Origin of the sequence: Pseudomonas sp. HN11 (assembly GCF_021390155.1) — a bacterium.
Lineage (GTDB): Bacteria > Pseudomonadota > Gammaproteobacteria > Pseudomonadales > Pseudomonadaceae > Aquipseudomonas.
The window spans coordinates 6,247,124-6,273,117 of the sequence record NZ_CP089985.1; the positions used below are offsets into that span (position 1 = coordinate 6,247,124).

Here is a 25,994-nt window from a genome sequence, read left to right on the forward strand (position 1 = left end):
TATCAATGGCAGAGAATGCCAAGAATAGACGATTCTCTGGCTGACTACGCAAGCACCTGCGCCACCTTTCGGCCCTAGAATTGGCCAACACACAAGGGGGTGAGACATGACGGAACTCTGGTTATTCCTGGTGGCATTGTCGGTGGCGTATCTGTTGCCCGGGCCGGACATGATCCTGCTGCTGCAGACCGGAGCGCGCCAGGGCAAGGCCTTGGCGCTGACCACGGCGATTGGCTTGGGACTGGCCCGCGCCTGCCATGTGGCGTTGGCGGGCATGGGGTTGGCGACCTTGTTCAAGGTGGCGCCGTGGACCTTTGATGCAGTGCGCCTGGGTGGCGCGGCCTATCTGTTGTGGCTGGGTATTCAATGCCTGCGCGCGAATATGCTGCCGTTCCTGGATACAGCACACACCACACTGGCAGCCCATGCCTGGCGTGCAGCACTGCAACGCGGCTTGCTGACCAACCTGCTCAACCCCAAGGCGCTGCTGTTCTGCTCGGTCCTGTTGCCGCAGTTCATCAACCCGCAAGCGGGGCCGGTGGCGGCACAATTCGCGCTGCTGGGCGTGATCCTGGTGGTCGTCGGTTTCGTCTTCGATTGCTGCTACGCCCTGGCCGGTGCGCGCATCGGCCAGTGGCTGGCGCGCAATCGCTCAGCACAACGCATGCAGCAGTGGTTATTCGGCAGCCTGTTGATCGGTTTTGCGGTGCGTCTCACTTTTGTGCAACACGCCTGACGAGGGCATTTCGGCTGTGCATCAGCGACGTTAAGTAGCTCACCGAAATCAATCGGACACGAGTTCCACATAACGGGACTCGCCGCCACCCGTCGCACCAGCCAACCAGCCCCATGAGAACGCAAGCGTCGTCAGCCCGATCTCATCCACGCCAACGGTGCCACGAGACCAACCCGCCAACAGTTCACCTTCCGTCGTCAGGCACTGGTACAGCAATTCGATGGTGTCGGGACCTGTAACACGCCCGACCTGCTGCCCGTTGCGAATCCGCCCGCCCTGGTAAGTGCTCGAGATAGCATGGCCCTCGACCTGATAATGAAACACCGTGCCGGCCCCGGAAAGACCTTGGGTGTTGTTTGCGACGACAAACCGGCGATGGTGCAAACGCTCGCTGATCTGGGAGAAGGGAGATTGCATGGGTGTCGAATCCTTTCATCGTATCCTGGAGGCCCGACGGGCCTCCAGGATACGGCGTATTACTCCACCGTCACCGACTTCGCCAGGTTGCGCGGCTGGTCTACGTCGGTGCCCTTGAGCACGGCCACGTAGTACGAAAGCAACTGAAGCGGAATGGTGTAGAGGATCGGCGACAGGGTGTCGTTGATGTGCGGCATATTGATGACGTGAGTGCCTTCACCGTTGGTCATGCCGGCTTTCTCATCGGCAAACACCACCAGTTGGCCCCCACGGGCTCGTACTTCCTGCAAGTTGGACTTTAGTTTTTCCAACAGTTCGTTGTTTGGCGCCACGGTGACCACTGGCATGTCGTCATCCACTAGGGCCAATGGGCCATGTTTGAGCTCGCCGGCCGGGTAAGCTTCGGCGTGGATGTACGAGATTTCCTTGAGCTTGAGCGAGCCTTCCATCGCCACCGGGTATTGCGCGCCGCGGCCGAGGAACAGGGTGTGGTTCTTGTCGGCGAACAGCTCGGCGACTTTTTCGACGGTGCTGTCCATGGCCAGGGCTTCACCCAGACGAGTTGGCAGGCGGCGCAGTTCTTCGACCAGCATGGCTTCGACGCCGTCGGCCAGGGTGCCACGCACTTGACCGAGGGACAGGGTCAGCAGTAACAGGCCGACAAGCTGGGTGGTAAAGGCTTTGGTGGATGCTACGCCGATTTCGCGACCGGCCTGGGTCAGCAGGGTCAGGTCGGACTCACGCACCAGGGAGCTGATGCTGACGTTGCAGATTGCCAGGCTGGCCAGGAAGCCCAGTTCCTTGGCGTTGCGCAGTGCGGCCAGGGTGTCGGCGGTTTCGCCGGACTGGGAGATGGTCACGAACAGGGTGTCGGGCTGCACCACCACCTTGCGGTAGCGGAACTCACTGGCGACTTCCACCTGGCACGGGATACCGGCCAGTTCTTCCAGCCAGTAACGGGCAACCATACCGGCGTGGTAGCTGGTGCCGCAGGCCACGATTTGCACATTGCGCACTTTGGCAAACAGTTCGGCAGCTTGTGGGCCGAAGGCATTGACCAACACCTGGTTCTGACTCAGGCGACCTTCCAGGGTGCGTTGCACCACGGCTGGCTGCTCGTGGATTTCCTTGAGCATGAAGTGGCGGTATTCGCCTTTGTCGGCGGCTTCGGCACCGTCGCGGTATTGCACGGCTTCGCGCTCGACGGAGTTACCGTTAACGTCCCAGATCGCTACGCTTTCGCGGCGGATGTCAGCAATATCACCTTCTTCCAGGTACATGAAACGGTCGGTGACCTGGCGCAGGGCCAATTGGTCGGAGGCGAGAAAGTTTTCGCCGAGGCCCAAGCCGATCACCAGTGGGCTGCCACTGCGAGCAGCGACTACGCGGTCCGGTTGGCTGGCGCTGACCACGGCCAGGCCGTAGGCGCCGTGCAGCTCCTTGACCGTGGCCTTAAGGGCGGTGGTCAAGTCGCTGTGGTCCTTGAGCTTGTGGTTGAGCAAGTGGGCGATGACTTCGGTATCGGTGTCCGAGGTGAACACGTAGCCCTGGCCCTTGAGGTGTTCGCGCAGCACTTCGTGGTTTTCGATAATGCCGTTGTGCACCACGGCCAAGTCACCGGAGAAGTGCGGGTGGGCATTGCGTTCGCACGGTGCACCGTGGGTGGCCCAGCGGGTGTGGGCGATACCCAAACGGCCAACCAGCGGCTCGCCGGCCAGGGCCTGCTCCAACTCGCTGACTTTACCCGGACGGCGCATGCGCTCCAGCTTACCGGCGTTGGTGAAGACGGCCACACCGGCGCTGTCATAGCCGCGGTATTCCAGGCGCTTGAGGCCTTCGATCAAAATCGGGGTGATGTTGCGTTCAGCGACTGCGCCTACGATGCCACACATGGTGTTTCTCCTAGATGATTGCCGCGCATATCAGCGTAATGCCGCGGGCTTGGATCTGGTCGCGGGCCTCAAGCGGCAGGCGATCATCGGTGATAAGGGTATGGACGCTGCTCCAGGGCAGTTCCAGGTTGGGAATCTTGCGGCCGATCTTGTCGGACTCGACCATCACCACGACTTCACGGGCGACCTCTGCCATGACGCGGCTCAGGCCCAGTAATTCGTTGAAGGTGGTGGTGCCGCGCTGCAGGTCGATACCATCGGCCCCGATAAACAACTGGTCAAAGTCATAGGACCGCAGCACTTGCTCGGCCACCTGCCCTTGGAACGAGTCCGAATGCGGGTCCCAGGTGCCGCCGGTCATCAACAGCACGGGCTCATGTTCCAGTTCGCTCAAAGCGCTGGCGACGTGCAGGGAGTTGGTCATCACCACCAGGCCCGGCTGGTGGCCCAATTCGGGGATCATGGCGGCGGTGGTGCTGCCGCTGTCGATGATGATGCGAGCGTGTTCGCGCAAGCGCGTCACTGCGGCACGCGCGATGGCACGCTTGTACACCGAAATGGGCTGGGCAGCGTCGCCTACAAGTTCCTGAGGCATGGTGATGGCGCCACCGTAGCGGCGAAGCAGCAGGCCGTTGCTTTCCAAGGCCGCCAGGTCCTTGCGGATCGTGACTTCCGAGGTTTCGAAACGCTTGGCCAATTCGTCCACGCTGACTTCGCCCTGTTCATTGAGCAAGGTCAGGATGTTGTGGCGCCGCTGGGGGGTATTTCGTTTCGACATTTTGACTAAAAGTTTCGTTTCGAAAGATAACGAAGGGAATCAAAACCTATTCGGGGAAAATCGTCAATACGCGGCTATAAAAAAACCTGTTGGTGATGAGCCAACAGGTTTCAGTGACTGTGGATAACTCAGGGCTTTTTGATTTTGACCGGGCGCTTCCAGCCGTCGATGTTACGTTGGCGGGCTCGCGCTACCGCCAGTTGAGACTTATCCACATCCTGGTTGATGGTTGAGCCCGCTGCCGTGTTCGAGCCGTCACCAATAGATACAGGCGCAATCAGTGAATTATTGGAGCCGATAAATACGTCTTCACCAATAATCGTCTGGTACTTGTTCGCGCCATCGTAGTTACACGTAATGGCACCGGCGCCAATGTTGCTGCGAGCCCCAATCACCGCATCACCGAGGTAGGCCAAGTGGCCGGCCTTCGCATCGTCACCCATTTTGGCGTTTTTCAGCTCGACGAAATTGCCAACGTGCGCCCTGGCGCCCATTACGGTTCCCGGACGCAGGCGCGCAAATGGACCCGCATCACTGCCCTCGCCCATCACCGCGCCGTCCAAGTGACTGTTGGCCTTGACCACCACGCCTTTATGCAGGGTGCAGTCCTTGATCACGCAGTTAGGGCCAATCACCACGTCGTCTTCGATGATCACGCGGCCTTCGAGGATCACATTGATGTCGATCAGCACATCGCGCCCAACGGTCACTTCACCCCGTACATCGAAGCGTGCCGGATCGCGCAGCGTCACGCCCTGGGCCATCAGGCGGCGACCCTCACGCAATTGGTAGTGACGCTCCAGTTCGGCGAGTTGCTTGCGGTCGTTGGCGCCCTGCACTTCCATCGGATCGTGGGGTTGCTCGGTGGCGACCAACAGGCCGTCACTTACCGCCATCTCGATGACATCGGTAAGGTAGTACTCGCCCTGGGCGTTATTGTTGGACAGGCGGCTCATCCAATCCGCGAGCTTATTGGCAGGCACAGCAAGAATACCGGTGTTGCCTTCGGTGATGGCGCGCTGGGCTTCGCTGGCATCCTTGTGCTCAACGATAGCTGCAACCTTGCCATCGGCGTTACGCACGATGCGTCCGTAGCCGGTGGGATCGTCAAGTTCAACGGTCAACAGTCCCATCTGGCCAGGGACTACGTGCTTGAGCAGGCGTTGCAGGGTTTCGACTTCGATCAGAGGCACGTCGCCGTAGAGGATCAGTACGGTATCGGCGGTGATGAAGGGCACGGCTTGCGCGGTGGCATGACCGGTGCCCAGCTGTTTGTCCTGCAATACGAAATTCAGGTCGTCCGCGGTCAATCGCTCACGCACCACATCTGCACCATGGCCAATCACCACGTGAATGCGCTGTGGGGCGAGCTGACGGGCGCTGTGGATAACATGGCCCAGCATGGAGTTGCCGGCAACCGGGTGCAGCACCTTGGGCAGGGCCGAACGCATGCGGGTGCCCTGGCCTGCGGCGAGAATGACGATTTCAAGAGACATGAGTGGCTACCAATCCTGGGCGGTCCGGCTTCAGACCAGAGAAGTGTTTTGCTGAAAAAGAAAAAGGGTAGCCGAGGCTACCCTTTTTAATCAATCTCGCATGAAGCATGACGGCGAGGCCGCTTACTTCTTGCGGATCTGCTGGAGCGTGCGCAGCTGAGCTGCAGCCTCGGCCAGACGTACAGCAGCAGCGCTGTAGTCGAAGTCCGCACCCTTTTCGTTCAGGGCCTTCTCAGCAGCCTTGACGGCTTCCTGAGCGGAGGCTTCATCCAGGTCGCCAGCACGTTGCACGGTGTCGGCAAGTACCTTGACCATGTTCGGCTGAACCTCGAGGAAACCACCAGAGATGTAAAACACCTCCTTTTCCCCGCCTTGCTTGGTCAGAGTGATCGGACCTGGCTTCAAGCTGGTGATCAACGGCGCGTGACCCATGGCAATACCAAGGTCACCGAGTTCGCCGTGTGCAATCACCATCTCTACCAGACCGGAGAAGATTTCCCCTTCCGCGCTGACGATATCGCAATGGACTGTCATAGCCATCTGATTGCCTCAACCTGATGAGCGCCCGTTTCCGGGCGCCTGGATTACAGTTTCTTGGCTTTCTCGATCGCTTCTTCGATGCCGCCGACCATGTAGAACGCTTGTTCTGGCAGGTGGTCGTAGTCACCGTTGAGGATGCCTTTGAAGCCAGCAATGGTGTCTTTCAGGGAAACGTATTTACCCGATGCACCGGTGAAGACTTCAGCCACGAAGAACGGCTGCGACAAGAAACGCTGGATCTTACGAGCACGGTTTACCAACTGCTTGTCGGCTTCCGACAGCTCGTCCATACCCAGGATCGCAATGATGTCCTTCAGTTCTTTGTAACGCTGCAGCACGTACTGAACGCCGCGAGCGGTGTCGTAGTGCTCCTGGCCGATCACGTTCGGGTCCAGCTGGCGCGAAGTCGAGTCGAGTGGATCGACCGCTGGGTAGATACCCAGGGAAGCGATGTCACGGGACAGTACGACGGTGGCGTCCAAGTGGGCGAAGGTGGTCGCAGGCGACGGGTCGGTCAAGTCATCCGCAGGTACGTATACCGCTTGGATCGAAGTGATCGAACCTTCCTTGGTCGAAGTGATACGTTCTTGCAGAACGCCCATCTCTTCAGCCAGGGTCGGCTGGTAACCTACTGCCGAAGGCATACGGCCCAGCAGTGCGGATACTTCAGTACCGGCCAAGGTGTAACGGTAGATGTTGTCGACGAACAGCAGAACGTCGTTACCTTCGTCACGGAACTTCTCGGCCATGGTCAGGCCGGTCAATGCTACGCGCAGACGGTTTCCCGGCGGCTCGTTCATCTGACCGTAGACCAGTGCCACTTTGTCCAGAACGTTGGAGTCCTTCATCTCGTGGTAGAAGTCGTTACCCTCACGAGTACGCTCACCCACACCGGCGAACACGGAATAACCGCTGTGCTCGATGGCGATGTTACGGATCAGTTCCATCATGTTTACGGTCTTGCCTACACCGGCACCACCGAACAGACCGACTTTACCGCCTTTGGCGAACGGGCAAACCAGGTCGATAACCTTGATGCCGGTTTCCAGCAGGTCGTTGCCGCCCGCTTGTTCGGCGAACGAAGGTGCTGGACGGTGAATGCCCCAACGCTCTTCGGTGTCGATCGGACCCGCTTCATCAATCGGGTTGCCCAGTACGTCCATGATCCGGCCCAGGGTCGCTTTACCGACCGGTACGGAGATGGCTGCGCCAGAGTCGACAACGTCCAGACCGCGCTTCAAGCCTTCGGTGGAACCCATCGCAATGGTACGAACTACGCCGTCGCCCAGCTGCTGCTGAACTTCCAGAGTAGTGTCCGCGCCTTGTACTTTCAGCGCGTTGTAGATGCTCGGTACGCTGTCGCGTGGGAATTCCACGTCGATAACGGCGCCGATGATTTGAACGATACGTCCGCTACTCATAGCTGGATCCTCTGAATATTTGAACCGTTAAACCGCGGCAGCGCCGCCGACGATTTCCGAGATCTCTTGGGTGATCGCAGCCTGACGCGCCTTGTTGTAGATCAGCTGCAAATCGCTGATCAGATCACCGGCGTTATCGGTAGCGTTTTTCATCGCGATCATCCGCGCCGCTTGTTCAGCTGCGTTGTTCTCGACCACCGCCTGGTACACCTGCGACTCCACGTAGCGCACCATCAAGCCGTCAAGCAGCTCTTTGGCGTCTGGTTCGTAGAGGTAGTCCCAGTGGTGCTTGAGTTCCTGATCCGGGGTCGCCACCAGTGGAATCAATTGCTCCACGGTTGGCTGCTGGGTCATGGTGTTGATGAACTTGTTGGATACCACGGAAAGGCGGTCAATCCGGCCTTCCAGGTACGCATCCAGCATCACCTTCACACTGCCGATCAAATCATTGATCGACGGCTCTTCACCCAGGTGGCTGATAGCTGCTACGACGTTGCCGCCGAAGTTGCGGAAAAAGGCCGCACCCTTGCTACCAACTACACACAGATCGATCTCGACGCCGTTTTCGCGGTTTACCGCCATGTCCTTGACCAGGGCCTTGAACAGGTTGGTATTCAGACCACCACACAAACCACGGTCACTGCTCACAACCACATAACCGACGCGCTTAACTTTGCGCTCGATCATGAACGGGTGGCGGTACTCCGGGTTGGCGTTGGCCAGATGCCCAATTACCTGGCGGATACGCTCCGCATAAGGACGGCTAGCAGCCATGCGCATTTGTGCCTTGCGCATTTTGCTGACCGCCACTTTTTCCATGGCGCTGGTAATTTTTTGCGTGCTTTTGATGCTCGCAATCTTACTGCGAATCTCTTTTGCGCCTGCCATGTAACACCTATCAGGTTAGCAAGCGGGAGCCTTGCGGCTCCCGCTGCGGCTTACCAGGTTTGGGTGGCCTTGAACTTCTCGATACCGGCTTTGAGGCCAGCGTCGATTTCGTCATTGAAGTCACCCTTCACGTTGATCTTGGCCAACAAGTCGGCGTGATCGCGGTTGAAGTAAGCAATCAGCGCTTGTTCAAAGCTGCCGACCTTGGCGATTTCAACGTCGGTCAGGAACCCACGCTCAGCGGCATACAGCGACAACGCCATGTCAGCGATCGACATTGGGGCGTATTGCTTCTGCTTCATCAGCTCGGTAACGCGCTGACCATGCTCAAGTTGCTTACGGGTCGCTTCGTCCAGGTCAGAAGCGAACTGGGCGAATGCCGCCAGTTCACGGTACTGAGCCAGAGCGGTACGGATACCACCGGAGAGCTTCTTGATGATCTTGGTCTGAGCGGCACCACCCACACGGGATACCGAAACACCGGCGTTCACTGCAGGGCGGATGCCCGAGTTGAACATGGCCGATTCCAGGAAGATCTGACCGTCGGTGATGGAAATCACGTTGGTCGGAACGAAAGCGGAAACGTCGCCAGCCTGGGTTTCGATGATCGGCAGTGCGGTCAGGGAACCGGTTTTGCCGGTCACTGCGCCGTTGGTGAACTTCTCTACGTACTCTTCCGAAACGCGGGATGCGCGCTCCAGCAGACGGGAGTGGAGATAGAACACGTCGCCTGGATAAGCTTCACGGCCTGGTGGACGGCGCAGCAGCAGGGAAATCTGGCGGTAAGCCACTGCTTGCTTGGACAGATCGTCATAAACGATCAGCGCGTCTTCACCGCGGTCGCGGAAGAATTCACCCATGGTGCAACCGGAGTACGGTGCCAGGAATTGCAGCGCAGGAGATTCCGAAGCACTGGCAGCCACGATGATCGTGTTGGCCAGGGCGCCGTTTTCTTCCAGCTTGCGAACCACGTTGGCGATGGTCGATTGCTTCTGACCGATGGCTACGTAGACGCAGAAAATGCCGCTGTCTTTCTGGTTGATGATCGCGTCGATCGCCAGAGCGGTTTTACCGATCTGACGGTCACCGATGATCAGCTCACGCTGGCCACGGCCGACTGGAATCATGGCATCGACAGCCTTGTAGCCAGTCTGTACAGGCTGGTCTACCGACTTACGCCAGATCACGCCTGGAGCAACTTTCTCGACCGCGTCGGTCTCGGTGTTGCCCAGTGGACCTTTACCGTCAACAGGGTTACCCAGTGCGTCAACTACGCGGCCCAGCAGTTCCTTACCAACCGGAACTTCCAGGATGCGGCCTGTGCACTTGGCGCTCATGCCTTCAGCCAGACTGGTGTACGCGCCCAATACAACGGCACCTACGGAGTCTTGCTCCAGGTTGAGGGCCATACCGTAGACGCCGCCCGGAAACTCGATCATCTCGCCGTACATAACGTCGGCCAGACCGTGAATCCGCACGATGCCGTCAGATACGCTGACGACAGTGCCTTCGTTACGGGCTTGGGAGGTCACATCGAGCTTGTCGATGCGGCCCTTGATAATTTCACTTATTTCGGAAGGATTGAGTTGCTGCATTGCTCTGCTGCCCCTTCAAACTCAAGATTTCAATGCTTCGGCAAGTTTCGCGATTTTTCCGCGAATCGAGCCATCGATAACCAGGTCGCCGGCACGGATAACAACACCACCAATCAGGGATGCGTCCTCCGAAGCTTGCAGGCGCACTTCCCGATTGAGTCGTGCACTGAGAACCTTGGCGAGTTTGTCTTGCTGTTCTTGGTTCAATGCAAAAGCACTGGTCACTTCAACGTCTACCGACTTCTCTGCTTCGGCCTTGTACAGGTCGAACAGAGCGGCGATCTCCGGCAACAGCGGGAGACGGTCGTTTTCGGCAACGACATTGATGAAGTTCTGTGCCTTCACATCAAACTTGTCGCCGCACACTTCAATAAAAGTGGCGGCCTTGTCTGCGCTCGTCAGGCGCGGGGCCTTGAGCACGCGCTGCATGGTGTCGTCTTGCGACACTGCTGCAGCCAGGCCGAGCATGGCTGACCAAGAGGCCAGCTGCTGGTGGGCCTGGGCGTGCTCGAAGGCTGCCTTAGCGTAAGGTCGGGCCAACGTGGTCAGTTCTGCCATGATCGCCCTCGCTTAAATTTCAGCAGCCAGTTTGTTAACCAGCTCCGCGTGCGCGTTTTGATCGATTGTGGCACCGAGGATCTTCTCAGCACCGCCGACCGCCAGAGCACCCAGTTGGGCACGCAGCGCGTCTTTGACGCCGTTCAGTTCCTGTTCGATCTCGGCATGAGCCGAAGCCTTCACACGGTCAGCTTCGACGCGGGCTTTTTCAACAGCCTCTTCGACGATCTGGTTACCGCGTTTCTTGGCTTGCTCAATGATCTCGGCTGCCTGTGCCTTAGCATCGCGCAGTTGATGACCCACTTTCTCTTGGGCCAACTCCAGATCGCGAGCTGCACGACTGGCAGCGTCCAAGCCATCAGCGATCTTCTTCTGACGTTCGTGCAGAGCTGCGATGACCGGAGGCCATACGAACTTCATGCAGAAAACGACAAAAATCAAGAACGCTAAGGACTGACCAATAATGGTTGCATTAATGTTCACGCCAATACCTCGCTCATTCGTTGCACAACACACCAATCACTCGAAAAAACGAGTGATTAACCGGCGAGTTGACCAACGAAAGGGTTCGCGAAGGTGAAGAACAGAGCGATACCAACACCGATCATGGTCACGGCGTCGAGCAGGCCGGCGACGATGAACATTTTAACTTGCAGCATTGGAACCATTTCTGGCTGACGCGCTGCGCCTTCCAGGAACTTGCCGCCCAGCAGGCCGAAACCAATGGCAGTACCCAGGGCGCCCAGGCCGATCAACAGTGCAACAGCGATAGCGGTTAGACCAACTACAGTTTCCATCTTTCCTCCCGACTTTTACGTCGTATGGTTTAGGTTTTTTAGATTTTAAAGCGGTAAAACAAATCGTTTCATAGCCCTGGTGGGCCACCTTCCCGTTTGACCGGGAAGGACATCAGACTAGTCGAGACTGGTCTTAATGGTTCTCTTCGTGCGCCATCGACAGGTAGACGATGGTCAGCATCATGAAGATGAAGGCCTGCAGGGTGATGATCAGGATGTGGAACACAGCCCACGCCCACTGCAGAACAATGCCCAGGCCGCTGAGCCAGAGCAGGCCGCTGCCGAACATCACAGCGATCAGAATGAACACCAGCTCGCCGGCATACATGTTGCCGAACAGTCGCAGGGCCAGGGAGATCGGCTTGGCGACCAGGGTTACGAATTCCAGCAGGAAGTTCACCGGAATCAGCAGGGCTTGAACGAAAATGTTCTTGCTGCCGAACGGGTGCAGGGTCAGTTCGCCGATGAAACCGCCGATGCCCTTGATCTTGATGCTGTAGAAAATGATCAACGCGAAGACCGACAGGGCCATGCCCAGGGTAGCGTTCGGGTCAGTGGTCGATACGGCACGGAATGGGATGTGTGGGTCGCCAGAGATGAGGATGGCCAGCTGAGGAATCCAGTCAACCGGGATAAGGTCGACGGCGTTCATCAGGAACACCCAGACGAAAATGGTCAGTGCCAGCGGTGCGATCACCGCGCTACGGCCATGGAAGCTGTCTTTCACGCTGCCATCGACGAATTCCACCAGTACTTCAACGAAGTTCTGCAAAGCACCTGGCTGACCGGAAGTCGCCTTCTTTGCCGCCATGCGGAAAATGAAGACGAAGATCAGACCCAATGCGACCGACCAGCCCAGAGTATCCAGGTGGAAAGCCCAGAAGCCCATTTCTTTGGCCTCTGCTGCGGAGTGGGCAAAGCCCCAGCCGCCATTAGGAAGCTGACCAAAGGTCAGGTTCTGCAAGTGGTGCTGGATATAGCCCGAAGCGGTTGTTTCTGCCATGGTTGCCTCAAACGCCCTAAGGTTTCGAAAGTCTTGTTTTCATTAGCAGGGGAGCGAACCAGCTGACCAGTTGGGTCAACACGAAGACACCGAATACAGCCAGCGGCGCCAATGGCTTCACACCTGCAAAGGTCAGTGCAAACAGCACTGCCGTCAAAATCAGTTTCCCTGCCTCGCCGGCATAAAATGACCGGACAATAGCCTGGGCTGCTCGGGCGCCGGAAAACCGAAAGGCCCTGTGAGCAAAATACATATTGGGCAGCAAGGCTATCAGGCCTCCGCAAAGTCCTGAATATCCGGCAACGACTCCATGCCAATACCAAAGCGCCAATGCGGCGATCAGCAAAATGACAAACTGAGCCAATAAAACCGGAAAAACGGCCAAGCGATGGAACGGCAACGTGTTTGGCGTGCGGGTTTCCATCACTCTTGCTCCTCAATGGTCGGCTGCCGGAAATCAATAACTTGGCATAATTTGTGCCGACAAAATGCGCGCAGAGTATAGGGGCGGTTCTGCCCCTATTCAACTGTCGGGTAGTGATTTCCGATCACACGCTACATAAGCAAATGTTTCAGCGGATGTGGGCAAGGACGCCCTGAAGCTCATCGAGCGAGTTATAACCGATCACCAATTGCCCTTTGCCTTTCTTGCCATGGCGAATTTGCACCGCAGAGCCCAGCCGCTCGGCCAGGCGCTGCTCAAGCCGCGCGATGTCCGGATCAACTTTGGCGGTTTCCACCGGCGCAGGTTTGCCGCTGAGCCACTGGCGAACCAGCGCCTCGGTCTGGCGTACGGTAAGACCTCGTGCGACAACGTGTCGCGCCCCTTCAACCTGTTGATTTTCCGGCAAACCGAGCAAAGCACGGGCGTGACCCATTTCCAGGTCGCCGTGGGACAGCATGGTCTTGATGACTTCCGGCAGCGCGATCAGGCGCAGCAAGTTGGAAACCGTCACGCGGGATTTACCCACCGCCTCGGCCACTTGTTGCTGAGTCAGCTGGAATTCCTGTTGCAAACGCTGCAGGGCGATCGCTTCTTCGATCGGATTGAGGTCTTCGCGCTGGATGTTCTCGATCAACGCCATGGCGATGGCGGTTTCATCCGGCACGTCGCGTACCATCGCCGGGATGGTTTCCTTACCGGCCTGCTGGCTTGCGCGCCACCGGCGCTCACCGGCGATGATCTCAAAGCGGCCGCCGCCAATCGGGCGCACCACGATCGGCTGCATCACGCCCTGGGCCTTGATCGAGTTGGCCAGTTCTTCCAGCGCCTGGGGGTCCATGTCCCGGCGTGGCTGGTATTTTCCGCGCTGGATCAAGTCCAGCGGCAGGTGTTGCAACTCGCGCTCGTCGGCCTGCACCGCTTGTTCTTCAAGCGATGTGACGGTCGGACCACTCAACAGTGCATCCAGTCCACGTCCGAGACCTCGTTTCTTGACGGCCATGGGGATTCCTTAAGTTGGCTGGGCAGCAGCGGTGCGTGAGTTGCGGCGTTGGCGACGAACCATCTCGCCAGCCAGCGCCAGGTAGGCAATGGCGCCACGGGATTGTTTGTCGTAGGCCAGGGCCGGCATGCCATAGCTTGGCGCTTCGGCCAAACGGATGTTGCGCGGGATCACCGTGTCGTACAGCTGGTCACCGAAGTGTTCCTTGAGCTGCGCCGACACATCGTTCATCAGGCTCAGGCGCGGATCGAACATGGTCCGCAACAGGCCTTCGATCTGCAAGTTCGGGTTGAGCAACTCGGCGATGCGCTTGATGTTATCCACAAGGTCGCTCAGACCTTCCAACGCGTAGTACTCGCACTGCATGGGGATAATCACCCCATCGGCGGCCACCAGCGCGTTCAAGGTCAGCATCGACAGTGACGGCGGGCAGTCGATCAAAATGTAGTCGTAATTCTCACGGATCGGCGCCAGGGCGCTGCGCAGACGGCTTTCTTTCATCTGCATTTCCAGCAGCACCACTTCCGCCGCGGTCAAATCGCGGTTGGCCGGCAGCAGTTGATAACCACCGTGTTCGGAGTAGTGCATGGCCTGGGCCAGGTCGCACTCGCCAATCAGCAAGTCGTAGACCGAGTTTTCCAGGCCGTGTTTATCCACACCGCTACCCATGGTGGCGTTGCCCTGTGGATCGAGATCGATCAACAGCACCCGGCGCTTGGTAGCGACCAGGGATGCTGCGAGGTTGATGCAGGTGGTGGTTTTGCCCACGCCACCTTTCTGGTTCGCTATCGCGAATACCTTAGCCATTCTTGCTTGTGTTCCCAATCATGCCGTGCGGCGCAGTATCAGCAGATGGCGTTGGCCTTGGCAACCGGGTACGGCCAAGGCGTGTTCGCTATCGAGGTGGAAGTCTGGCGGCAATGCTAACAGCTCGTCGCTTGGATGGACGCCCTTCATTGCCAGCCAGCGGGTATCGCGGCCGCCGAGGTGGCGGGTCCAGTTGCTGAAGTTCTCCATGCTGCTGAACGCCCTGGAAACAATTCCGTTGAAAGGCTGTTCAGGCGTGAAGGCTTCGACGCGACTGTGGATAACCTGCAGGTTATCCAACTTGAGTTCGAGTTTGACCTGGGTCAGGAAACGGGTCTTTTTGCCGTTGCTGTCCAGGCAGGTTACTTGGGACTCGGGAAACAGGATGGCCAACGGAATGCCAGGCATGCCGCCGCCACTGCCCACGTCCAACCAACGGCCATTTTCGATGAATGGCATCACGCTCAAACTGTCGAGCAAGTGACGGGAGACCATTTCGTCGGGATCACGCACCGCTGTCAGGTTGTAAGCCTTGTTCCATTTGATTAACAAGGCCAGATAGCCCAGCAGCAATTCGTGCTGGACCGGGGTCAGGTCGACGCCCAACTGGCGTGCGCCTGTGGATAACTCTTCGGCGTGTTGCGTGGTGACCAACGAACTCAAGCGCTTTGCTCCAACTGACGGCCGGCGCCGCGTTTTTTCAAATGAATCATCAACAGCGATATCGCCGCCGGGGTGACGCCTGGGATACGTGAAGCCTGGCCCAGGGTTTCCGGCCGAGTTATCCCCAGCTTGCTTTGGATTTCTTTCGACAGCCCCGAAATCCTGGTGTAATCGATATCCGCAGGCAGCTTGGTATCTTCGCTGGCGCGCAGTCGAGCGATCTCGTCCTGTTGGCGGTCAATATAACCGGCGTATTTGGTCCTGATTTCGACCTGCTCGGCGACCTGTGGGTCTTCCGCGCCTTGGCCAGTCACTTCGACCAGACCAGCGTAGTCGATTTCCGGACGGGACAGCAGGTTCAGCAAGTTGTATTCATGGGTCAGCGGCGTGCCGAATTTTTCAGCGATCGCGTCGCCTTGTTCGGTGCACGGCCGGACCCAGGTGCTTTTCAGACGCTGTTCTTCCAACGCAATGCTTTCTCGTTTTTTGCAGAAGGCTTCCCAACGCACATCATCGACCAGACCGAGTTCGCGACCTTTTTCGGTCAGACGCAGGTCGGCGTTGTCTTCGCGCAGGATCAAACGGTATTCCGCACGGGACGTGAACATCCGGTACGGTTCCTGGGTGCCCAGGGTAATCAGGTCATCGACCAATACGCCGATGTACGCTTCGTCACGACGCGGGCACCAGCTGTCTTTGCCCTGTGCGCGCAGTGCTGCGTTGGTTCCAGCCAGCAAACCTTGGGCCCCGGCTTCTTCGTAACCGGTGGTGCCGTTGATTTGGCCAGCGAAGAACAGACCACCAATCACTTTGGTTTCCAGGCTGTACTTCAGGTCACGCGGGTCGAAGTAGTCGTATTCGATGGCGTAGCCCGGACGCACGATGTGCGCGTTTTCCATGCCGCGGATCGACTGCACGATCTGGATCTGCACATCGAACGGCAGCGAAGTGGAAATGCCGTTCGGGTACAGCTCATGGGTGGTCAAGCCTTCGGGCTCGATAAAGACCTGATGGCTTTCCTTGTCGGCAAAGCGGTGGATCTTGTCTTCGATCGACGGGCAATAACGTGGGCCGATACCTTCGATCACGCCGGAATACATCGGCGAACGGTCGAGGTTCGCGGCGATGATTTCGTGGGTGCGGGCATTGGTGTGGGTGATCCAGCAACTGACCTGTTTGGGGTGCTGTTCTTTGGAGCCCATGAACGACATCACCGGGATCGGTGTATCGCCAGCTTGCTCTGTCATCACTGAGAAATCCACAGAACGCCCGTCGATACGTGGCGGGGTCCCGGTTTTCAGGCGGCCGACACGCAGCGGCAATTCACGCAGGCGTTTTGCCAAGGCAATCGACGGTGGATCACCGGCACGGCCACCGGAGTAGTTCTGCATACCGATGTGGATAAGTCCGCCGAGGAACGTGCCGGTGGTCAACACCACGGATTGCGCGAAGAAACGCAGGCCCATTTGCGTGACAACACCGCGTACCTGGTCTTGCTCGACGATCAAGTCATCCGCCGCTTGTTGAAATATCCACAGATTCGGCTGGTTTTCCAGGGTTTCGCGCACCGCAGCCTTGTACAGGATGCGGTCGGCTTGAGCCCGAGTGGCACGCACGGCTGGGCCTTTGCGGCTGTTGAGCACGCGAAATTGAATACCACCCTTATCGGTAGCCATGGCCATCACGCCGCCAAGGGCATCGATTTCCTTGACCAGGTGGCTTTTGCCGATCCCACCAATGGCGGGGTTGCAACTCATGGCACCGAGAGTTTCCACGTTGTGCGTGAGCAACAGGGTTTTTACGCCCATACGTGCTGACGCCAGTGCTGCCTCGGTACCGGCATGACCGCCGCCGATGACGATCACTTCAAAACGGGAAGGGAAATCCACCACGCACCTCGTGCCTGCTTATGTAGGTAATCAGGAATTGTCTGTTGAAAGAGTTTTGCAGCTTTGGCGGCAAGTATAGGGACTTAGCCCCTCCTAAAGAACCCTTTGCACAAAATTTAACCAGCTGTGGATGAATCACAGACAATAGAAATTAAAAGAGAGAAATTTATTAAATCTTTGTTTTTATGTTTATTTCTACTGAGCATGATTTCTGTGGATAGATCTCTAAAAGCCTCTATTTACAAAGTGTACAGCGATTCAAAAGTCTGTGGTCATGTGCCAATGAGAGGATTGGATAAGTGCCTTAAGCCTGTGGATTAAACAGGTGATTATCCACAGATGGGTTTTTACTCAGGTTTCAGGCGTTGTTATCAACTGGGCACAGAGGCGGTTATTCACAGGGCTTAGTCCACAGAAATTGGTGAATCTGTGTGTATTTCGCCTACTACGAAGCCCGCTAAATCCCCCTACTCAGTGCTGGCCACTGCAAAAAGAGAGCTATTGTGAGAAATCCGCAGGGCAGTTAATAATAGCGATTATCATTAACCCATCTTGTCATGTCTTATGTCCCCTCCTTCGCACACCGCTGCAGTCCAGCACATCTACGAGCAACACCATTCCTGGCTGCACGGGTGGCTCAAAGGTAAGTTGCATAACGCTTGCGATGCGGCCGATGTAGCGCACGATACGTTCGTGCGCATTTTGGGCGGGCGTCATGCAGCGCAGATTCTTGAACCACGCCACTATCTGGCGACTGTCGCCCGTGGCTTGGTGATTGATCGCTACCGTCGACATGCCATCGAGCAGGCCTACAGGCAAACCTTGGCCGACCGGCCTGAAGCCATAGCTATCAGTGAAGAAGATAAGGCCATCATCATCGAGACCTTGGTCGCTGTGGATAAAGCCTTGTACGGACTTGGCGAGCGAGCGCGGCGAATCTTCATGCTGTCGCAGATTGAGGGGCTGACTTATCAACAGATTGCCGCTCAACTGCAGGTGTCATTGACCACAGTGAAGAAGCATATGATCCGAGCATTGACCGAGTGTTCGCTGATCATGGCCAGCCTGTAATGGCTGTACCCGATCGCAAGACTTTCGAAGCCGCCGCCAGTTGGTATGTGCGGTTTCAATCCCAACCACCCACTGCCGCCGAACGCCTGGCCTGGCAACAATGGATCAACGGCGATCCATCCCATCAGGCTGCATGGAACCAGATAGAACAGTTGCAGCGCAGCCTTGGCGCCCTGCCCCCGGACTTCACCCGTCGAGCCTTGTCGGCCACGCAACAACGCCGGCAGGTATTGAAGTGGATGCTCGTGCTGGGCGGCGCGGGTTATATGGGCTGGAATGTTCAGCAACACAGCCATGTAGGGGCCGACTACCGCACATCCATGGGCGAACGCCGGCGTATTGAATTGGCCGACGGCACGCGGGTTGATCTTAATACCAGCACTGCAATTGATGTGATGTACGACGGGCACCAGCGTTTAATCCGCCTGCGCGAAGGCGAGATACTTATCCACACCGGCAAGCTGGGCGGCCAGACGCCCTTTTATGTCGACACCCGCCAGGGCCGAATCCAGGCACTGGGGACCCGGTTTACCGTGCGTCAACTGCCAAACACCACGCGTGTCGGGGTGCTGGAGGACCGGGTAAGCGTGTCGCCCGGTGATCAGCCTGATCACGGCAGGCTGCTTGTCGCGGGCGAAAGTGCCGACTTTGATCGTCAGAACGTGGGACCGAACCACGACTATAGCGGGTCCCAATCTGCCTGGGTCGATGGTCAGTTGATCGTGCTGGATGCCCGACTCGGGGAGGTAATCGACGAACTTTCCCGCTATAGACCGGGTGTCCTGCAATGCGATCTGGCCGCCGCTCGCCTACGGGTTTCCGGGACCTTCCGTCTGGACTCCACCGATGCGGTACTGGGCAACCTGCAGGCGACTTTGCCGATTCAGGTGAGGTATTTCACGCGTTACTGGGTTTCGGTGACGCGAAGCGGGTGACCGAAAAAATTATCCACAAGGGGGTTATCTTTTTTTTGCCCGGATCGGCCCTACAGGTAACCACGACGCTACCTTCAGGGCTAACCCACTTATGCGCCTTCCTATCCAGTTCCGCCAGCGACTTTCCCTCCACGGCATGACCTATAGCCTCCTGCTCGGCACGGCTGCCACTGCCGGTGTCTTGCTATCCACAGATGTCATGGCCACCAGCGCGGTGCAACACTACGCCATTGACGCCGGCCCTCTGGACAGTGCCTTGAGCCAATTTGCAGCCAGGGCGAACGTGATCCTGTCTTTTTCGCCACAGCAAACCGCGCGATTGAGCACACCAGGCCTGGAGGGTGATTACTCGGTAGACCACGGTTTTGTAATGCTGCTGCAAAACTCGGGGTTACAAGCAGTGGTTCAGGCGCCCGGCAGTTATATCTTGCAGGCCGCTCCGACTGGCGAGCTCACACTCGCGCCGACCACCGTCAGTACTTATCAACAGGGTGGTTTCAATCAAGAGATTGCTGGGGATGTGGGCTACAAGGCACAAAGCAGCCGGATCGGCACCAAGACCAGCACGCCTCTGTCGGAAACGCCCCGTTCGGTCTCGGTTGTCACCGGCCAGCGTATCAAGGATCAGAAATCCCAGACCCTGACTGAAGTCCTGGGCTACGTGCCGGGCATCTTCGCGCCCCCCTTCGCCGCCGGCGATGGTTTGGCAGGTGACCTGTTTTTCATTCGGGGCTTCAATGCCACGGACTATGGCTACGGCCTGCTGCGTGATGGCCTACGTGTGCAGGGGAATAGGTACGACACTACTAGCGAGCCTTATGGCCTGGAGCGTGTTGAAATCTTCCGTGGTCCTTCTTCTCTGCTCTACGGTGAAAATGCCCCTGGTGGTTTGGTCAACCTGGTCAGCAAACACCCTACGGCTACGCCACAAGGCGAAGTGCAGTTGGGATATGGCTCGAATAACCGACGCCAGGTGGGTGTGGATATCTCGGGCCCGCTCAACGACAGCGGCAATATCCTTGGTCGAGTGGTGATGCTCGGTCGTAAGTCCGACACACAGACCGATCATGTCCCGGACGATCGCCTCTACATCGCGCCGTCCCTGACCTTGAATTTCGATGATTACAACACCCTCACCCTGTTGGCCAATTATCAGAAGGACCACACCAACCTGGAACTTGGCCTACCGGCTGCAGGTACCTTGCTCAAAAATCCCAATGGCAAGCTGTCCAAGCACACCCTGCTTGGCGATCCGGACTGGAATACGTTCGAGCGCGAAGCCTGGAGCACCGGCTATGAATTCAGCCACAGTTTCAACGACGATTGGCAGTTCCGTCAGAACTCACGCTACATGCAGTCGCGCATCAACCGCCATGAAACCTGGCCCAGCGCATTGAATAACCGCGGCTTCGGCACTCAGCTGAACATGACCGCCTACGACCGCTACAACAAATCGATGGTCTACTCGCTGGATAACCAACTGGAAGGCAAATTCCAGGTCGGTGGACTGGAGAACACTGTGCTGTTCGGCGCCAGCTACGACCGCACCTCGTTCAACCAGGATTGGGACGCGGGGTTTGCCGGCACCATCAATGTGTATAACCCGGTGTACCTGCGCGATCCGCTGACTCCGGTGGCGGTGCAAAACACATTGCTCGAACAGCAGATGAAAGGGGTTTATGCGCAGATCCAGAGCAAGTATGACCATTGGCTGTTTTTGCTCGGCGGACGCCAGGACTGGGTCGACAGCGATTTCCGCGACAAGGTGAACAAAGCCAGCAACACCAGCTCTGAAGACCGAAAGTTCACTTACCAGGGCGGAGTGATGTATCAGTTCGACAATGGCCTGACGCCGTATGTCAGCTATTCCACTGCTTTTGTACCGGTGCAGCAGATCTCCAACGCAGGATCCCCCTTAAAGCCGATCACCAGCAGCCAATATGAAGTGGGCGTGAAGTACGAGCCGATCGGCTGGGATACAGCGATGACCGTGTCGGTGTATGACCTGCGTAAAGAAGACGACACCTACCTTGACGCCACCACCAACAGTTACCGCCAGGTGGGCGAAAGTCGAGCCAAAGGTGCGGAAGTCGAGGTGAACAGCAATCTCACGCCCAACCTGAGCGTGACGGCTGCCTATACCTACACGGATGCGCGAATTACCAAAGACTCAGCGACCTCACTGGTCGAGGGCCGTCAGATGACGGGGGTTCCGCGTAACCAGGCCTCGGTGTGGGGTAAGTACCGTTTACTCGATGGCCAACTCAAAGGTTTGTCCCTGGGCGGAGGTGTGCGTTATTTCGACAGCACCTTTTCCTATACCGCGCCAACGCTCTACGGGAAGCTGGATGCGGGTAGCGTCACCTTGGTGGATGCGGCCATTGGCTACCAGATCGACCAGCACTGGTCAGTGGATGTGAACGCTAAAAACCTGTTCGACAAGGAATATGTATCCGGTTGCAACGATGCGGGCCGCTGTTACTGGGGTGACAGCCGTACCTTGCTCGGTACGGTGTCTTACAATTGGTAGAACGCTGTGGATAACTTGGCTATTTACCGATACAGAAGCTCGAAAAAATCCGCCCCAGCAAATCATCGGAGCTGAATGCCCCGGTGATTTCGCCCAACAGCTGCTGTGCCTGACGTAAATCTTCAGCCAGCAGCTCCCCTGCCCCTGCCAAGGTCAACTGTGCCCGGCCGTGTTCCAAGGCTGCGCTCGCATGGCGCAGCGCCTCCAGATGCCGGCGGCGCGCACTGAAGCTGCTTTCCGAGGTCTGCTCATAGCCCATGCAGGCCTTGAGGTGCTCGCGCAGCAGTTCCAGGCCTTCCCCCGCAGACTTGGCGCTCAGGCTGATCGTGACATGGCCATCAGCGCTGGTTTCCATCGCAATGGCTTCACCCGTCAGGTCGGCTTTGTTACGAATCAAAGTGACCTTGGCCGGGTCCGGCCGTTGCTCAAGGAATTCCGGCCACAACGCGAAAGGATCCACAGCCTCGGGCGCCGTCGCATCCACCACCAGCAGAACCCTATCCGCTTCGCCGATGGCCTTGAGCGCGCGTTCCACGCCGATCTTTTCCACCTGGTCATCGGTGTCGCGCAAACCGGCCGTGTCGACCACGTGCAATGGCATGCCGTCGATGTGGATATGTTCGCGCAGGATATCCCGTGTGGTGCCGGCGATCTCAGTGACGATGGCGGCCTCACGCCCCGCAAGCGCATTCAACAGACTGGATTTGCCTGCATTGGGCCTTCCAGCAATCACCACCGTCATGCCGTCACGCAGCAGCGCACCTTGCCCAGCTTCGCGCAGCACTGTGGATAACTCATCACGGACTTTATCGAGCATCGCCAATACATGGCCATCCGCGAGGAAGTCGATTTCTTCCTCGGGAAAATCAATCGCCGCCTCGACGTAAATACGCAGGCTGATCAGTTGTTCTGTCAGGTTATGCACACGCAGGGAGAACGCGCCCTGCAGCGAGCGCAGTGCATTGCGTGCAGCCTGTGCAGAACTGGCCTCGATCAAATCAGCAATGGCTTCAGCCTGGGCCAGGTCGAGCTTGTCATTGAGAAAGGCGCGTTCGCTGAATTCCCCAGGCCTGGCCAAGCGGCAGCCTAGTTGCAGGCAACGCTGCAGCAACATATCCAGCACAACCGGGCCGCCGTGGCCCTGCAATTCCAGGACATCCTCCCCGGTAAAGGAATTGGGCCCAGGGAAATAAAGGGCCAAGCCTTCGTCCAGCACCGTTTCGTCTGCATCCAGGAACGGGCCGTAATGGGCATACCGCGGCTTCAACTCGCGGCCGCTGATAGCCTTGGCTGCAAGGCTTGCGAGCGGCCCGGAAATTCTAACGATACCGACACCGCCGCGACCTTGAGCGGTAGCGACAGCAGCGATGGTTTCACGAGGAGCGCTCATCAGCAGGTTCCAGAACTAAAATGACGGAAAGCAAAACGCCCCACTAGGGGGCGTCTTGAGTGGTTATCCACAGAGTAAATTACGCAGAAGCTTTTGCGGTAGCCGCTTCGATTTTACGTGTGATGTACCACTGTTGAGAGATCGACAACACGTTGTTGACCACCCAGTACAGCACCAGACCCGCAGGGAACCATAGGAAGAAGAAGGTGAAGATGATTGGCATCATTTTCATCACCTTGGCCTGCATCGGATCCGGCGGAGTCGGGTTCAGACGCTGCTGGATAAACATGGTCGCGCCCATGATGATCGGCAGGATAAAGAACGGGTCTTTGATCGACAGGTCAGTTATCCACAGCATGAACGGTGCCTGGCGCATTTCCACGCTTTCCAGGAGTACCCAGTACAGCGAGAGGAAAACCGGCATCTGCACCAGAATCGGCAAGCATCCACCCAGCGGGTTGATCTTCTCTTTCTTGTACAGCTCCATCATGGCCTGCGACATTTTCTGCCGGTCATCGCCATGTTGCTCTTTCAGCGCCGCCAGTTTCGGAGCCACGGCACGCATGCGCGCCATCGACTTGTAGCTGGCTGCCGAGAGAGGGAAGAAAATCCCCTTGATCAGCATGGTCAGGAAGATGATCGAGAAACCCCAGTTACCCACAATGCTGTGGATATGTTGCAGCAACCAGAAAATCGGCTGGGCGATGAACCACAGGAAGCCGTAATCCACAGTCAATTCCAGACCTGGGGACAACTCTTTCAGCACGGCCTGGCTTTTCGGACCGGCATACAGGGTGGCACTGGTTTCAGCCTTGGCACCTGGCGCGACGGTCAACGCCGGGCCAGTAAAGCCAATGATGTAGTTACCCTGGCTGTCCTTACGGGTTTGAACCAGGTTCGCTTCACCCTTGCTCGGGATCCAGGCGGTCACGAAGTAGTGTTGCAACCAGGCAACCCAGCCACCTTGGACGGTTTCTTTCAGCGAGCCCTTGTCGATGTCTTTCATCGACACTTTTTTGTACGGCTCGTTACTCGTCCACAGGGCAGCGCCCAGGTAAGTCGCGGTGCCTGTGGCAGTGCTGGAAGAAGGATCGGAACTGGCGTCACGCTTGAGCTGGGCAAACAGGTTGCCGCTCCAGGGTTTGTCGCTTTCGTTGTCGATCAGGTAAGTGACCTTCAAGTCGTACAGACCCCGGGTGAAGCTGAAGCGTTTGATGTAATTGACGCCGTCGAGGCTGAATTTCAGGTCGACGTTCAACTGGTTCTGGCCATCAGCCAGTTGATAAGTCTTCTGTTCGGTCGAATAAACCGGACGACCGGTAGCACGAGCATCCGGACCGTTGGTGCCGGTCAGGCCACTTTGCGCCAGATAAGTACGTTCACCACCGTTATCGAACAGCTGGAACGGAACATCCGGATGGTCTTGGCGACGTGGGTACAGCGGCAATTTCAACTGCGCGATATCACCACCTTGTGGGTCGATAGCCAGGTCGAGCACATCCGTTTTGACGTGGATGAGGTCTTTATTGGTGACCACTGGCGTTTCTAAAGGGGCGCTTGTCTCGCCATTCGCGCTGGGAACATCGGCACTCGCGGACGCATTGTTACCCAGCGGGGTGTCCGGAATAGCCGGCGCAGCCTGATTGGTAGCAACATTCTGAGTCGGCAGGGCAGCCTGGCCGTAGTCCTGGTTCCACTTAAGAACCATGACGTAGGACACGATTGCCAGGGCGACGATCAGGATCGTGCGTTTAATATCCATGATTACTCGGCCATCGAAGAAGAACGGGAGGTAGGGATAGGTGGAACCGGGTCATAACCACCGGGATTCCACGGATGACAGCGACCTAAACGACGAAAGGTCAGCCAGCCACCGCGCAGAAGACCATGATTTTCTATGGCCTCTAACGCGTAGCAGGAACAACTGGGGTAGAAACGACAGTGGTTGGCCATCAGAGGACTAATGGCATAGCGATAAAACTGGATCGGAACGAGGGCCAGTTTACGCATCAAGGCTGTCTACCCCTACAGTTTCGGTGTTGGCAGCTGGAGCTGGTTTGTTGGTACGCGCCAGACGTTTCCAGAGCTTGCCGAAATGCTGAATCAATTCGGGGTTTTCTACGTCACCCAAGCCTTTGCGCGCGACTATAACGATATCCCAACCAACCAGAGTGTCCTGGTGGAGGCGAAACGATTCGCGCATCAGACGCTTGAGGCGATTGCGCTCAACGGAGAGCTTTACGCTCTTCTTGCCGATCACCAACCCGAGACGGGGGTGATCAAGATCGTTGTTACGCGCAAGGAGCAGGAGATTTTTCCCCGGAACCTTGCCGGTGGGGGAGTCAAAGACTGCCTTGAAATGCCGGGGGGTTAGCAGACGCTTTTCCCGACTGAAGTCCTGACTCACCACCAGTACCGGATTATCAAACTGCCAGACGCGCACGACCTTTGGCGCGGCGACGCGACAGGACAGCACGGCCGTTCTTGGTAGCCATGCGAGCACGGAAGCCGTGGGTGCGGGCGCGTTTGATGGTGCTTGGTTGGAAAGTACGTTTCATGGCGTTGTTACCTGGTTCGTCCACAACGGGCCGGAATGGCCCCCGTTTTAAGAGACCGGCGATTCTAGTGAAAGCAAGCCTCTAGGTCAATTTCCAACCAGCTTTTCCTTTAATTAGATCTCCACAGGCCATCCGGTCATTTCTGTCCGCCAGGCTTCCACCGGTCATGGGATAGATATAAAAATAAAGAAGGAAGTTATTTAAAGCTTTTCTGTAAAGCTTATAAAAGCTAGGCAGCCAATCATCTGTGGATAACTACGTTAAGGCCATATTCTACATGGTGTACAGAGGATGACAACACGGGGGAGAAACGGTGCTCTGCCTGTGCTGCGCTGTCGGATAAGCTGTGGGTGGAATGGCTTGTTATCCACAGGTCAGTTATCCACAGACTTTGGACCTCATTTGTACAACGACCTTAAGGGCGCTTATCCACAGAGCTTATGCACAGACCATTGGTCGCCTTTATAACCGTTAAGACGTTGATTTTGGCTGGCCTGTGATCAAGCTACATGTGGATAAGTGGGCGGCTCGCCGCTACAATGGCGGCTGTTTTTGCCTCACCGGCTTTCAACTTAGGGGATATCC

26 protein-coding genes are annotated in these 25,994 nt (G+C 57.2%); 4 read left to right on the forward strand and 22 right to left on the reverse strand.

Translation table 11 applies throughout. From position 1 onward, the window contains the following. Positions 1–106: 106 nt before the first annotated feature. Positions 107–736, forward strand: coding sequence for a LysE family translocator (locus LVW35_RS28785; RefSeq protein WP_233893057.1), 630 nt, complete (start codon positions 107–109; stop codon positions 734–736). Between the two features lie 48 nt (positions 737–784). Here the strand turns inward: LVW35_RS28785 and LVW35_RS28790 are convergent, their stop codons facing one another. From LVW35_RS28790 to mnmG, 17 genes are all read right to left on the reverse strand, one after another. After that, positions 785–1,153 carry a hypothetical protein gene (locus LVW35_RS28790; protein WP_233893058.1) on the reverse strand — a complete coding sequence of 123 codons (369 nt, stop codon included), beginning with the start codon at positions 1,151–1,153 and terminating at the stop codon, positions 785–787. A 59-nt stretch (positions 1,154–1,212) separates the two neighbouring features. Beyond that, complete coding sequence (glmS, locus tag LVW35_RS28795; protein WP_233893059.1) at positions 1,213–3,045, reverse strand: glutamine--fructose-6-phosphate transaminase (isomerizing); 1,833 nt, start codon at positions 3,043–3,045, stop codon at positions 1,213–1,215. 10 nt (positions 3,046–3,055) lie between these two features. After that, the gene (locus LVW35_RS28800; RefSeq protein ID WP_233893060.1) at positions 3,056–3,823 is read right to left on the reverse strand and encodes a DeoR/GlpR family DNA-binding transcription regulator; all 768 of its coding nucleotides are present in this window, start codon (positions 3,821–3,823) and stop codon (positions 3,056–3,058) included. Positions 3,824–3,951: 128 nt separating this feature from the next. Further along, a complete protein-coding gene (glmU, locus tag LVW35_RS28805; protein ID WP_233893061.1) occupies positions 3,952–5,319 on the reverse strand; it encodes a bifunctional UDP-N-acetylglucosamine diphosphorylase/glucosamine-1-phosphate N-acetyltransferase GlmU in 1,368 nt (455 codons plus the stop codon). A gap of 123 nt (positions 5,320–5,442) precedes the next feature. After that, positions 5,443–5,859, reverse strand: a complete 417-nt coding sequence (locus LVW35_RS28810) for a F0F1 ATP synthase subunit epsilon (RefSeq protein WP_003177061.1) — start codon at positions 5,857–5,859, stop codon at positions 5,443–5,445. Between the two features lie 44 nt (positions 5,860–5,903). Then, complete coding sequence (gene atpD, locus LVW35_RS28815; protein WP_010207684.1) at positions 5,904–7,280, reverse strand: F0F1 ATP synthase subunit beta; 1,377 nt, start codon at positions 7,278–7,280, stop codon at positions 5,904–5,906. 27 nt (positions 7,281–7,307) lie between these two features. Next, positions 7,308–8,168: a F0F1 ATP synthase subunit gamma gene (gene atpG / locus LVW35_RS28820; RefSeq protein WP_233893062.1), complete on the reverse strand. Its 861-nt coding sequence runs from the start codon at positions 8,166–8,168 to the stop codon at positions 7,308–7,310. Between the two features lie 50 nt (positions 8,169–8,218). Further along, on the reverse strand, positions 8,219–9,763 hold the full coding sequence (gene atpA, locus LVW35_RS28825; RefSeq protein WP_105521353.1) for a F0F1 ATP synthase subunit alpha: 1,545 nt from the start codon (positions 9,761–9,763) through the stop codon (positions 8,219–8,221). A 21-nt stretch (positions 9,764–9,784) separates the two neighbouring features. Further along, positions 9,785–10,321 (reverse strand): F0F1 ATP synthase subunit delta, encoded by a 537-nt coding sequence (locus tag LVW35_RS28830; protein ID WP_233893064.1) that lies wholly within the window; start codon positions 10,319–10,321, stop codon positions 9,785–9,787. A 12-nt stretch (positions 10,322–10,333) separates the two neighbouring features. After that, on the reverse strand, positions 10,334–10,804 hold the full coding sequence (locus LVW35_RS28835; RefSeq protein WP_233893065.1) for a F0F1 ATP synthase subunit B: 471 nt from the start codon (positions 10,802–10,804) through the stop codon (positions 10,334–10,336). A gap of 56 nt (positions 10,805–10,860) precedes the next feature. Beyond that, entirely contained in the window at positions 10,861–11,118 is a 258-nt protein-coding gene (atpE, locus tag LVW35_RS28840) for a F0F1 ATP synthase subunit C (RefSeq protein ID WP_002555987.1), read from the reverse strand. Positions 11,119–11,251: 133 nt separating this feature from the next. Then, positions 11,252–12,121 carry a F0F1 ATP synthase subunit A gene (gene atpB / locus LVW35_RS28845; RefSeq protein ID WP_233893067.1) on the reverse strand — a complete coding sequence of 290 codons (870 nt, stop codon included), beginning with the start codon at positions 12,119–12,121 and terminating at the stop codon, positions 11,252–11,254. A 16-nt stretch (positions 12,122–12,137) separates the two neighbouring features. Then, positions 12,138–12,545 carry a F0F1 ATP synthase subunit I gene (locus tag LVW35_RS28850; RefSeq protein WP_010565865.1) on the reverse strand — a complete coding sequence of 136 codons (408 nt, stop codon included), beginning with the start codon at positions 12,543–12,545 and terminating at the stop codon, positions 12,138–12,140. 148 nt (positions 12,546–12,693) lie between these two features. Continuing rightward, positions 12,694–13,566 (reverse strand): ParB/RepB/Spo0J family partition protein, encoded by an 873-nt coding sequence (locus LVW35_RS28855; protein WP_233893068.1) that lies wholly within the window; start codon positions 13,564–13,566, stop codon positions 12,694–12,696. A 9-nt stretch (positions 13,567–13,575) separates the two neighbouring features. After that, entirely contained in the window at positions 13,576–14,373 is a 798-nt protein-coding gene (locus tag LVW35_RS28860; RefSeq protein ID WP_010207696.1) for a ParA family protein, read from the reverse strand. An 18-nt stretch (positions 14,374–14,391) separates the two neighbouring features. Then, positions 14,392–15,036: a 16S rRNA (guanine(527)-N(7))-methyltransferase RsmG gene (gene rsmG / locus LVW35_RS28865; protein ID WP_233893069.1), complete on the reverse strand. Its 645-nt coding sequence runs from the start codon at positions 15,034–15,036 to the stop codon at positions 14,392–14,394. Continuing rightward, a complete protein-coding gene (gene mnmG / locus LVW35_RS28870; RefSeq protein WP_233893070.1) occupies positions 15,033–16,925 on the reverse strand; it encodes a tRNA uridine-5-carboxymethylaminomethyl(34) synthesis enzyme MnmG in 1,893 nt (630 codons plus the stop codon). The genes rsmG and mnmG overlap by 4 nt, the downstream gene beginning before the upstream one ends. A gap of 564 nt (positions 16,926–17,489) precedes the next feature. Between mnmG and LVW35_RS28875 the strand changes: the two genes are divergently transcribed. From LVW35_RS28875 to LVW35_RS28885, 3 genes are all read left to right on the forward strand, one after another. After that, on the forward strand, positions 17,490–17,996 hold the full coding sequence (locus tag LVW35_RS28875; RefSeq protein WP_233893071.1) for a sigma-70 family RNA polymerase sigma factor: 507 nt from the start codon (positions 17,490–17,492) through the stop codon (positions 17,994–17,996). After that, on the forward strand, positions 17,996–18,931 hold the full coding sequence (locus LVW35_RS28880; RefSeq protein ID WP_233893072.1) for a FecR domain-containing protein: 936 nt from the start codon (positions 17,996–17,998) through the stop codon (positions 18,929–18,931). The genes LVW35_RS28875 and LVW35_RS28880 overlap by 1 nt, the downstream gene beginning before the upstream one ends. A gap of 91 nt (positions 18,932–19,022) precedes the next feature. Then, the gene (locus LVW35_RS28885) at positions 19,023–21,461 is read left to right on the forward strand and encodes a TonB-dependent siderophore receptor (protein ID WP_233893073.1); all 2,439 of its coding nucleotides are present in this window, start codon (positions 19,023–19,025) and stop codon (positions 21,459–21,461) included. A 19-nt stretch (positions 21,462–21,480) separates the two neighbouring features. On the opposite strand, the gene mnmE is transcribed toward LVW35_RS28885, so the two are convergent. The 5 genes from mnmE to rpmH form a co-directional block, all read right to left on the reverse strand. Beyond that, on the reverse strand, positions 21,481–22,851 hold the full coding sequence (gene mnmE / locus LVW35_RS28890) for a tRNA uridine-5-carboxymethylaminomethyl(34) synthesis GTPase MnmE (RefSeq protein WP_233893074.1): 1,371 nt from the start codon (positions 22,849–22,851) through the stop codon (positions 21,481–21,483). A 79-nt stretch (positions 22,852–22,930) separates the two neighbouring features. Next, positions 22,931–24,613: a membrane protein insertase YidC gene (gene yidC, locus LVW35_RS28895; RefSeq protein ID WP_106119437.1), complete on the reverse strand. Its 1,683-nt coding sequence runs from the start codon at positions 24,611–24,613 to the stop codon at positions 22,931–22,933. Between the two features lie 2 nt (positions 24,614–24,615). Next, the gene (gene yidD, locus LVW35_RS28900; RefSeq protein WP_003213574.1) at positions 24,616–24,861 is read right to left on the reverse strand and encodes a membrane protein insertion efficiency factor YidD; all 246 of its coding nucleotides are present in this window, start codon (positions 24,859–24,861) and stop codon (positions 24,616–24,618) included. Beyond that, the gene (rnpA, locus tag LVW35_RS28905) at positions 24,854–25,258 is read right to left on the reverse strand and encodes a ribonuclease P protein component (RefSeq protein ID WP_204937165.1); all 405 of its coding nucleotides are present in this window, start codon (positions 25,256–25,258) and stop codon (positions 24,854–24,856) included. Before rnpA ends, yidD begins: the two co-directional genes overlap by 8 nt. Positions 25,259–25,274: 16 nt before the next feature. After that, entirely contained in the window at positions 25,275–25,409 is a 135-nt protein-coding gene (rpmH, locus tag LVW35_RS28910) for a 50S ribosomal protein L34 (RefSeq protein ID WP_003213577.1), read from the reverse strand. Between the last annotated feature and the right edge of the window lie 585 nt (positions 25,410–25,994).